8 protein-coding genes are annotated in these 11,072 nt (G+C 37.8%); 2 read left to right on the forward strand and 6 right to left on the reverse strand.

The features are described from left to right. Window positions 1-10: 10 nt before the first annotated feature. The 5 genes from HCG69_RS03425 to HCG69_RS03445 form a co-directional block, all read right to left on the reverse strand. Window positions 11-3,523 carry a SusC/RagA family TonB-linked outer membrane protein gene (locus tag HCG69_RS03425; protein WP_195349207.1) on the reverse strand — a complete coding sequence of 1,171 codons (3,513 nt, stop codon included), beginning with the start codon at window positions 3,521-3,523 and terminating at the stop codon, window positions 11-13. A 131-nt stretch (window positions 3,524-3,654) separates the two neighbouring features. Beyond that, window positions 3,655-4,827: a FecR family protein gene (locus HCG69_RS03430; RefSeq protein WP_195349209.1), complete on the reverse strand. Its 1,173-nt coding sequence runs from the start codon at window positions 4,825-4,827 to the stop codon at window positions 3,655-3,657. A gap of 189 nt (window positions 4,828-5,016) precedes the next feature. Beyond that, a complete protein-coding gene (locus tag HCG69_RS03435; RefSeq protein WP_002561814.1) occupies window positions 5,017-5,619 on the reverse strand; it encodes an RNA polymerase sigma factor in 603 nt (200 codons plus the stop codon). Window positions 5,620-5,912: 293 nt separating this feature from the next. After that, the gene (locus HCG69_RS03440) at window positions 5,913-7,925 is read right to left on the reverse strand and encodes a cytochrome c biogenesis protein CcdA (protein ID WP_221648858.1); all 2,013 of its coding nucleotides are present in this window, start codon (window positions 7,923-7,925) and stop codon (window positions 5,913-5,915) included. A 55-nt stretch (window positions 7,926-7,980) separates the two neighbouring features. Next, complete coding sequence (locus HCG69_RS03445; RefSeq protein ID WP_221648859.1) at window positions 7,981-8,277, reverse strand: Dabb family protein; 297 nt, start codon at window positions 8,275-8,277, stop codon at window positions 7,981-7,983. 108 nt (window positions 8,278-8,385) lie between these two features. Here HCG69_RS03445 and udk point away from each other — a divergent pair, with 108 nt between their 5' ends. Both udk and HCG69_RS03455 read left to right on the forward strand, forming a co-directional pair. Beyond that, complete coding sequence (gene udk, locus HCG69_RS03450; RefSeq protein ID WP_221648860.1) at window positions 8,386-8,994, forward strand: uridine kinase; 609 nt, start codon at window positions 8,386-8,388, stop codon at window positions 8,992-8,994. A gap of 2 nt (window positions 8,995-8,996) precedes the next feature. After that, complete coding sequence (locus tag HCG69_RS03455; RefSeq protein WP_221648861.1) at window positions 8,997-10,394, forward strand: transglycosylase SLT domain-containing protein; 1,398 nt, start codon at window positions 8,997-8,999, stop codon at window positions 10,392-10,394. 76 nt (window positions 10,395-10,470) lie between these two features. Here the strand turns inward: HCG69_RS03455 and HCG69_RS03460 are convergent, their stop codons facing one another. Beyond that, window positions 10,471-11,043 carry a nitroreductase family protein gene (locus HCG69_RS03460; protein WP_370634114.1) on the reverse strand — a complete coding sequence of 191 codons (573 nt, stop codon included), beginning with the start codon at window positions 11,041-11,043 and terminating at the stop codon, window positions 10,471-10,473. Window positions 11,044-11,072: the final 29 nt, after the last annotated feature.

Consider the following 11,072-nt stretch of genomic DNA (forward strand, 5'->3'; position numbering starts at 1 on the left):
TTATATTCTATTAAAAGGTCACACTTAAGCCAAATGAATAGGTCTTTGACAACGGATATACCATACCACCCTTAAGACCAATGCCGGCAGTTTCAGGATCCATAGTCTTAGACAGTTTAGTAAATGTAAGCAGATTCTCACCAGAGACAAATAAACGCAGATTTTGTATATATGCCCGTCTCATCCATTTTGCAGGAAAAGTATAGGATAGTTGCAAGTTTTTCAAACGCATATACGAAGCATTCTGCAAATAACGTGTCTGAGTGGATTTATTCTTATTAGCCCACAAAGGCCGTGGATAATACGCGTCATAATTAGCTCCCAAACGACTATCTTCATCACGGAAATAATTCATATGCTCATCAAAAACGACAGACCAGGATTTTCCACCTGACGTTGCTCCCCAAAATACAAAATTCAGATCAGTAGATGCAGAACCTACCTTTGCGTCCGGATAGTAATCCCGTTTTAATACTCCTTGCCAAAACATTGAAATTGCAAAACCTCTCCAGGAGGCATCCAAACTAATGCCTGTACGGAAACGCGGAGTACTATTCCCTATTTTCCTCAAATCACCCATATCATAAATTGTATTTGAGCCATTACTTACCTTTCCGTCACCGTTAGTATCGGCATACATAATATCACCGGCAGCCCACTTACTGCCTAAGGCATTTTGTCCACCATTGGGTAATGAAGCTAAATGTGCTTCCATCTCCTCATCAGTTTTTGCTATTCCAATCGTTTCATATCCAAAAATATCTCCCAGAATTTGTCCTTCATAATAAGTACTCAATGAACCTGTCAGATTCGGATATTTCAATATTTTCGTTCTACTGTCTGATAAATTGAATGACACTCCATACTGAAACTCATTAATACGATCTTTCCAGCCAATCTGCAATTCCCAACCTTTAGTTACTAAATCTGTGTTATTGGTTGCAGGGGCACTTGTTCCCAATGTTCCGGGTAAGTCTACTCCAGGTCCCATCATATCTTTTGTTGTACGGCTGTAGATATCAAAAGAACCCGTCAAACGGTTATTTAGTACTCCCCAGTCAAGACCAAAATTCAACGTTTTAATCTTTTCCCAAGTTAAAGAAGTAGATATTAATCCTGGAGCAGCCGCTGTATTAGGACGTAAACCGTCAATTAACCAATCTCCCTTTCCTGCGGCAGTTGTCATTGTGAGGTAAGTAGGGTAATAACTTTTAGCATTCTGATTGGCCAAAACACCATAAGAAGCTCTCAACTTCAACAGTTGAATATAATCAGCCGTACCCTTCATAAACTCTTCTCGCGCTATATTCCAACCTAAAGAAGCAGATGGAGAAGTTATCCAGCGTTTGTCACGACGATAACGCGAACTACCATCTCTACGCACGTTTACTTCCAGTAGATAACGCTCTTTATAATCATAATTAATACGGCCAAAGAAGCCTACCGTGCACCATTCATTATAGTTACCCTTCAATGTAGCATTCTCAACATCAGTAGTTTGATCTAAAACCGGAATATCATCGGATATTAAATCATTGCGTTGTCCGCTAAGCATGCGATTTTTATAAGACTCTAACTGAAATCCTACCATTGCTGCCAGATTATGTTCTCCTAACGCAATATTATAATTAGAATAAAAATTAGGGGTCAAGTGAGTAGCACGATATGCATACTCATATACACGACTCTTCTTCTGGCTCAGATTGGATACATAAGTCTTCAAAGGCTCTGTCGCATAATGCCCGTACACCAGATTCCAAACTTCATGTTGCCAGTCATTAGTAATACGTGCATTCATTTCCGCCATTATATTCCAATTCTTAACCGGAGTAATCGTCAGTTTCAATTGCTGATATAAATCATCATTCTGCTCCTGTCTTCTACCTCCATTCTCTAAATGCTCTGTATATGTCACATCTGCCAATCGATATCCATTCGGATCAGTTACCGGAATCAACGGAACCGAACGTCGGAGTACTTCATTATAGAAATTACTGGACATCTGACTCGGACGCCCATAATCAGTACGTGAAAAACGGGTCGTATAATCCATCTTAATAAAATCTGTTACCTGAGATGAAATCTTACCCGTTGTTGCAAATCGTTTCTGATTATCAGTGCCATAACGCAAAAATCCATCTTGAGTCTGATAATTAGCCGACACATAATATGTCAGCTTATCTGTTCCACCACTTACACTCAGATTATGCTCCTGAGATGGTGACCAATCCTTATAATACTCTCTCAACCAATCCACATTGGCATAAGCTGTACCGGTATCCCACTTTCCATTACTATTCGGTTGAATGCCTCCATCATTCAATGTACCGTGCATATAATCCCAAACATTTTGTACCTGAGTATCATCATAAAGATAAGCACCGGCATTATTAAAATTGGCATCATTGAAATAATTAATATAATCCCATGAATTAGCCATCTTTGGTAACATTACAGGAGTTTTAAAACGAAAGTTATTGCTATAATTCACAGTAGACTTACCTTTCTTTCCGGATTTAGTAGTTACCAGAATTACACCAAATGGCGCTCTGGAACCATAAATTGATGAAGCAGCCGCATCCTTCAACACTGAAATATTATCAATATCCTGCGGATTGATATTCGAAAGACTACCTTCCATACCATCAATAAGCACCAATGGACTACCACTCGATGTCGAACCAATAGTTGCCGTTCCACGTATATTAATAGAAGGAGTAGCATTTAATTCGGCACCATTATTAGAGGTCGTAATATTAAGTCCCGGGAGTAATCCCTGCAAAGCCTGTACTGCATTTCCAACCGGACGAGCCTCCAATGATTTAGATTCTATTACTCCTACGGCACCTGTTAGATTCACCTTTTTCTGAGTTCCGAAACCAACAACTACAACCTCATCCATCAAATTGGTTTCCTCATCCATTACTATATCAATAACCTGTTTTTTACCGTTAAAAGATACTTCCTGTTTTTTCATGCCGACAAATGAAAATACAAGTATATCACCCGGCTGGGCTTCAATTCTATATTTACCATCTGCATCAGTTACTGTACCGGTTTGAGTACCCTGTACAGCAATGGTCACCCCAATCATAGCTTCACCGGCAATATCAACAACCGTACCACTAACCCAGGATTTCTTAGCATTACTTTGCCTGGATTGTTGTTTAGTCTTATCTACCGTAACGATAATCTGCTTCCCGTTCAAATAATATTTAATACCACGGGGAGTTAAAACTTCATTCAAAATACTTTCTACACTTTTATTCTCAGCAAATACAGATATTCTTTCTTTCACAGGAACATCTTCCTCGTACAGAATTACATAATTTGTATGTTTTTCTATGGTAGAAAATAATTCTTTAATAGTAATATCACGTACTTGCAGCGAAATATTAGTTTGAGAAAGAGTGTTTTGCGCATTCAATGTGTTTCCTATAATACTAATTACGAAACAGAGCAATTGAAATCCAATATATTTTTTAATGGAATTACATTTATAAATACTTACTTGTGTCCTCATAGTTATCTATGCTTTTATTTTATAAATTCAAATCACAGCTCTAAAAAAGCTTCCAAAGAAGCATACGATCCCCTATACTAAGGTGGTAGACGATAGTTTCTCATAATAATAAAAAATTAATTAGATGTTATTTATTTGCTATAGCGTTTCTTTTTCTGATAAACCTTCACAACATTTGTTTCTTTACTATATTCAAATGTAAAGGGCGTTGAATGTGACAAATTATGTAATACTTCACTAATAGAATCGTAAAGATTAAGATTTCCAATATATTTCTTTTTCGATACGGAACTATCAAATATAATTTTCACTCCATAGTATTTCTCTAAACGGGTAAAGATATGCTCCAACGGTTCATTCTGAATTTGCATAATACCATCTTTCCAGCAGGTATAAGCGTAGGTATCAACCTTTTTGACAACCGAAGAATTCCTTGCATAAAAGAAGCCCTCCTTGGGAATCAATTTATACTTGTTATTATCCGATCCCACTTCAACACTACCTTCTACTAATACCACAGACTTTTGAATATCCTCTTTATATGCACTCACATTAAACTTCGTTCCTAAAACAGAAACATCAAAATCTTTCGTATGTACAAAAAATGGGCGGGATTGATCTTTTTCTACTTCCAGATATGTCTCTCCTTCTATATATATATCACGTCTGTCTTCTAAAAAGGTCTTCGGATACAACAACTTACTACCGGCATTAAGCCAGGCAACCGTACCATCATTAAATCTGATAGCAGTACGTTTGCCCACCGGCACAACCAACTGAATCATCTCTCCCTGCAAATCAGAGAATTTCATTTTCTTCTCAGTTCCCACAACAAAATCCCCTTGTGCCGTCTGATTTATGACTTCATTATTGGGAATAGCAGTTCTTAAACCACCCGAAATAATAAGAATTTCACTGGATGTACTTTGTATTGAGTCAAGTAAAGCCAATACCTCTTCTTTATTATCAACATAATCTTTTCCCATTAATAATAATGACGATACTACCAATATAACAGATATACAGGCTGCACATGCCGTTGAAATCCAATATAACCTTCTTCTGTTTTTTCTACGATCAATCCGATCCCAAAAACCTTTAAGGCTACGTTCAACTTGCAAATCAGAAACAACAGTTTCTTCAACCTTTATATTCTGCAATAAAAGAAATGCATTTTCAATGACTTCACATTGCTCAGGATGAAGGTCCATCATCCACTTCAGGGCTTCTTGATCATTTTCCTTAGCAATATTGATAAGTTTCTCATCAAAAATCCAAAACTCTATGTTGTTTCTATTTTCCATTCTATCTTTATTTCTATTAGTAGTACAATTCTATCTTTATTTTGTAATCACTACACAAGACATTTTTTATAGCTATACTACAAAAATATCTTCTACAGGCACAAATATATCATTTAATCACCTTATTATCAGCAAATAAACTTAATACATAAAAAATAATATTGTTTTTTAGAAAAGATTATTTTCTCATTAGAAATGATAGTCCGAGAACAAAGCGATCATGAATAGTAATACGAAGAAATCATTATTTTCTTTCCTGATCTTTTCCATAGCTCTATATGTCAGATTACGCGCGGCCTGTTCAGACATATCCATAATCCGGGCTATTTCTTCATATTCTTTTTGATGTAAAAATCGTAAATAAATGATTTCTTTTTGTCGAGGAGTTAAACTATTAATTATTCTATGTATCTTTTCCTTTAAAGCCTTTAATTCTTCCTCATCTTCAATTTGGGTGTTTTCAACAAAATAAGGTAGTTCAAAGTTTTCAAATTCATCCAGATACAAATACTTTTTCCTTTGTTTTTCATGATTAACAAAGGCATTTCTCACAGCTGCATAAAGAAATGCCTGAATAGTAGAAAAATCTTTTATTAATTGAGGGCGAGTATAAAGTTTAACAAATAATTCTTGTATAATATCATCTATTAATTCACTGTCCATACCTAAACTTATACCATAAGAATAGAGTTTCCTATAATTGTGACGATAGAAGACAGAAAAGGCTTCCTTATCCCCTTCAAGAAATAATTTCCATAAGTCCAATTCATTATAAGATTCAAAGGTTGACATTCTTTATATTGTTAATGCTAATCAGTAATCGTAAATCATCTGCTGATTTAATAAGTTAAAACATTATTATTCAGCTATCTCATTCATCTCTTTTAAGTGAATTGAAAGTCAATATATTAGAATAGTAAATTTACTCACTATTCTAATTTATGACTTTCAAAAAGAGCTAAAATTTAGATGGAAAAAATTACCATCATATTCATTTATCTGATCTTATCTAATAAGGAATCAGAGGAAATCACTGATTCCACTATTAATAAATTATTCAATTGGCATATCGAATAATCAGCATATTATTTTTCCTTCCGATAGTTTTCAAGCCCTGTTCTCAGGAATTCGATGTATTTAGGAATATCTTCATTATAAGCATAAGACTTATTCAAAGGTTTTCCTTCATTATCTATCAACACATAGAAGGGTTGGGCATTGGCACCAAACTTCACACGTTGCAGATAACTCCATTTATCACCTACAGTACGCAAAGTTCGTTCAGTGCCATTCTCCATAATCTTCACCGGTTCAGAAAGCGGAGTCTTGTTGTCTACATATAGAGTGATCAATACATAGTCATCATTGATGATTTTACTTACTGTCGGATCAGTCCACACAGCAAGCTCCATTTTACGGCAGTTAACACAACCATAACCCGTAAAATCAAGCATGACCGGCTTATTGTGCAATCTGGCATACTCCATCCCCAAATCATAATCATCAAATTTAGCATGTACCTCATTTGTATACAGATTGAAATCCTGCGTTTTCATAGGTGGAGCAAATGCACTAACGGCTTTCAACGGTGCTCCCCATAAACCGGGTACCATATAAACTGCAAATGCAAGTGATACGAGCGCCATAAAGAAACGGGATACGCCTATTTTAGTATCATCATCATCGTGAGGAAATTTAATTTTACCCAACAAGTAGAAACCAAGCAATGCAAATATCACAATCCATAAAGCCAGGAATGTTTCACGATCAAGAATTCTCCATCCGTAAGCCAGATCGGCAACAGATAAAAACTTCAAAGCAAAAGCCAATTCGAGAAAACCAAGTGTTACTTTTATCACATTCATCCAACCACCAGACTTCGGCATAGACTTCAACCAGGAAGGGAAAAGAGCAAACAAAGTAAACGGAAGTGCCAAAGCAATGGCAAAACCAAGCATACCGATGGCAGGAGCTACCACACTACCTGTAGTAGATACCTGTACTAATAAGAATCCAATAATAGGGCCTGTACAAGAGAAAGATACCAGTGACAGAGTGAAAGCCATCAAAAAGATACTAATCAGTCCTCCTGTAGCTTCTGCCTTACTATCCACTGCATTGCTCCACTTTGAAGGAAGCGTAATCTCAAATGCACCAAAGAAAGAAGCTGCAAATACAATCAGCATCAAGCAGAAAAGAATATTAAAGACAGCATTGGTAGACAAAGCATTCAATGCACTTGCACCAAAGATAGCCGTAATAGCAAGTCCCAATGTAACGTAAATCACAACGATAGAAGCACCATATGTCCAAGCGTCACGGATACCTTTCTTTTTATCTTTACTACGTTTCAGGAAGAAACTTACAGTCATGGGGATAATAGGCCAAACGCAAGGTGTAAACAGTGCAAGTAGTCCTCCCAGGAATCCGGTAATAAAAATATAAATCCATGACATATCTTCCTGAGAATGTTCTTCTCCATAAGCATGCAAATCATCAATAACCGGCTTCCAAAGGATGTCAGCAGAAACAGCAGGTTTTACAATTGCAGTAGTGTCTGCAGATGTAGTAACTGTTTCTGATTCAACTTCTGCGTCTTTTTGAAGCTCAGCTTTAGAGTCTCCTACCGTTTCTGTAACCTTTAAGGTAGTTTTCCCTGATAGATTAAACGGAACCTGTGTCGGTGGTAAACAACTTTCGTCATCACATGCCCCATATTCCAGATATCCTTCAATAGTATATGTACCGGCAATAAACTTTATCTTCTGAACAAACTGTGCAGTATTCTCAAAATAACGCACTTTCATTTGAAAAAGTTTATCAAATGTTGAGATTTCATTTCCTACCGGCTTCAGCTTGCCAACCAATTCCAAACCATTCTTTTTATCGACATTGAATGTTGCCGAAATAGGCCCGCCATCACCTAAGTTAGTAGAATATACATGCCATCCCGGATCAATGGCGGCAGTAAATATTATTTCACCTTCAGTATCCGACAATGCCTTTAATTCTGTCTTAAACTTTACAGGATCTTGAATCTGTGCATGAGCCGCCAAGACAACAAACATCAGCAACAAAAAAGAACATAATTTTCTCATTCTCTATTCAGTATTTTAAATTATAACAGTTATGTAAACGCTCTGGTTCACTTACTTACTCGTAGTCCACACAGGCACGGCTCTCTTTTGCCTCAGCTATAATTTTGCCGGCAGCTACATGAAGAGGATGAGTAGCATAGAACTTCACGTCGTCCAGATTATCAAATTCACTATACAACGCAATATGCCACGTCTCACCCGGATTGGTATTTAATCCCACTTCGATTTTACGAATAACAGGAATTACGGCAGGAAGAGCTTCTATCGCCTCTTTAAATTTATTCATCACAATGAGTTTCTCGGCTTCCGGTACTTCATCCTTTAACTTAAATAATACAATGTGTTTCACCATAACGTTGCTATTTTAATTTATTGTTTATATATTTGTCAGCCGAAGAAGCTGCATTATCTTTATCAATGCAAAATTACTCTATTTGTTTTAAATATACACTATGAACAGATGTTAATAATAGGAATAGCAGGCGGAACGGGTTCGGGAAAGACCACCGTCGTAAGGAAAATTGTTGAGAGTCTACCCGCCGGTGAAGTTGTATTACTTCCACAGGATTCATATTACAAAGACAGTGGTCATGTACCTGTTGAAGAACGGCAGAATATCAACTTTGACCATCCGGATGCATTTGAATGGAACCTGCTCTCAAAACATGTTTCTATGTTGAAAGAAGGTAAAAGCATAGAACAGCCCACTTATTCCTATCTTACTTGTACCCGCCAATCTGAAACCATACATATTGAACCGCGTGAAGTGGTTATTATTGAAGGGATTCTTGCCCTTTGCGATAAAAAACTGCGTAACATGATGGATCTTAAAATTTTTGTAGATGCCGACCCGGATGAACGTCTGATACGTGTAATACAACGGGATGTAGTGGAACGCGGACGTACTGCTGAAGCTGTTATGGAACGTTATACGCGCATATTAAAACCAATGCATCAGCAGTTTATCGAACCTTGCAAAAGATATGCCGATCTTATTGTACCCGAAGGAGGTAATAATAATGTGGCAATTGATATCCTGACAATGTATATTAAGAAACATTTGAAATAAGAATGACAGTCCGGCGCTCTATACTGCCTGTCTTCTTCATCATCCTCTTTTCTGTATTGGCCTGTAGACACAGACACCACCCGACAGAGAAAGTGGGAGCATATGATTTGGCACAGATTAAAGACAGCGGTGAACTGGTTGTACTGACATTATACAGCTCAACAACCTATTTTATTTACCGCGGACAGGAAATGGGGTTCCAATATGAGTTAAGCGAACAATTTGCCAAAAGCCTGGGTGTAAAGTTACGCATTGAAGTAGCACGAAATGTACCTGAATTAATTGAAAAGCTTCTCGCCGGTGAGGGTGATCTTATTGCATACAATCTTCCTATCACCAAAGAATTGAAAGATAGCCTGATTTATTGTGGAGAGGAAGTGATTACGCATCAGGTAATTGTGCAACGAAACAATGGTAAAACAAAACCAATAACCGATGTAACGGAGCTTGTCGGCAAAGATGTATATGTAAAACCCGGTAAATACTACGACAGGCTCGTCAATCTGAACAGTGAACTGGGAGGTGGTATACAGATCCATAAAGTGACAGGTGACAGCATCACAACCGAAGATCTCATCACACAAGTAGCACAAGGAAAAATCCCCTATACAGTGGCAGATAACGATTTGGCAAAGTTAAACACAACTTATTATCCGAATCTGAATATTAAACTCTCTATCAGTTTTGATCAGCGGGCCTCATGGGCTGTACGGAAAGACTGTCCTCAACTGGCTGCTGCCGCAGACAAATGGCACGAAGATAATATGACTTCACCGGCTTATAGTGCCAGTATGAAGCGATACTTCGAAATCAGTAAAGCAGTTCCTCACTCTCCTATCCTCTCATTACGTGAAGGAAAAATTTCTCATTATGATAAACTATTTAAAAAGTATGCCAAAGAGATAGATTGGGACTGGCGTTTACTGGCATCACTGGCCTATACAGAATCTAACTTTGATACAACAGCCGTATCATGGGCAGGAGCCAAAGGCTTGATGCAGCTCATGCCTCAAACAGCACGTGCGATGGGATTGCCTCCCGGCAAAGAACAAAATCCGGAAGAAAGCATTAAAGCAGCTGTGAAATATATAGCAAGCACCGACAGGAGTCTTAAAATGATTCCCGATAAACAGGAACGTATTAAGTTCATTCTTGCATCCTACAATGCCGGATTAGGACATATATATGATGCCATTGCATTGGCTGATAAGTATGGAAAAAATAAAAATGTATGGGACAATAATGTAGAAAACTACATCCTGCTGAAAAGTAATGAAGAATACTTTACCGACCCCGTTTGTAAAAACGGTTACTTCCGTGGAATAGAAACATATAACTTTGTGAAGGATATCATGTCGAGGTATGAATCGTATAAGAAGAAAATAAAAAGTAGTGATTAGTGATGAGTGATAAGTGATTAGTGGGCTGCGCAGCTTGCTAATCACTTATCACTCATCGCTAATCACTAATCACTATTTACCACTTCTCATAATGTATTTTCTTCTCATCATATTTCTGTTTCGGTTGCTGCTGAGTAGCAGGATATCCGAAAGGAATAACACACAGTGGTAAGATATTTTCGGGCAGAGCAGTATACTTACGGACTACCTGCATACGGTCTTCATAGGGATAAGCAGCAGTCCAGACAGCACCAAGCCCCAGACTCTCAGCAGCCAAAAGTATGTTTTGCGTAGCAGCTGAACAATCCAGATACCAGTAAGAAGAACGGGTGGAATCGCCACATACAACAATGGCATAACGAGCCTCTGTTAGCATTTTAGCATAAGGCAAAGCAGCAGCCATAGAATCGAGAGAAGCCCGTTCGGTTACTACAATGAACTCCCACGGACGCTGATCTTTCCCCGAAGGAGCAGCCATACCGGCACGCAGCATCAAGTCTATCTTTTCTTCTTCTACCCCCTTATTCAGATAGGTACGTACACTTTTGCGGGCAAAAATATTATCCAAAGCCGCATTACCGGAAGCAGATGCTGCACCTTGCGGAGCAGAAGAACAGGAGACAATGATAGTCAGTAAAACAGCTGCCATCAACAACAAAGCGGAAATCCTTTTCATAC

Source organism: Bacteroides sp. K03 (assembly GCF_019734355.1).
GTDB lineage: Bacteria > Bacteroidota > Bacteroidia > Bacteroidales > Bacteroidaceae > Bacteroides > Bacteroides nordii.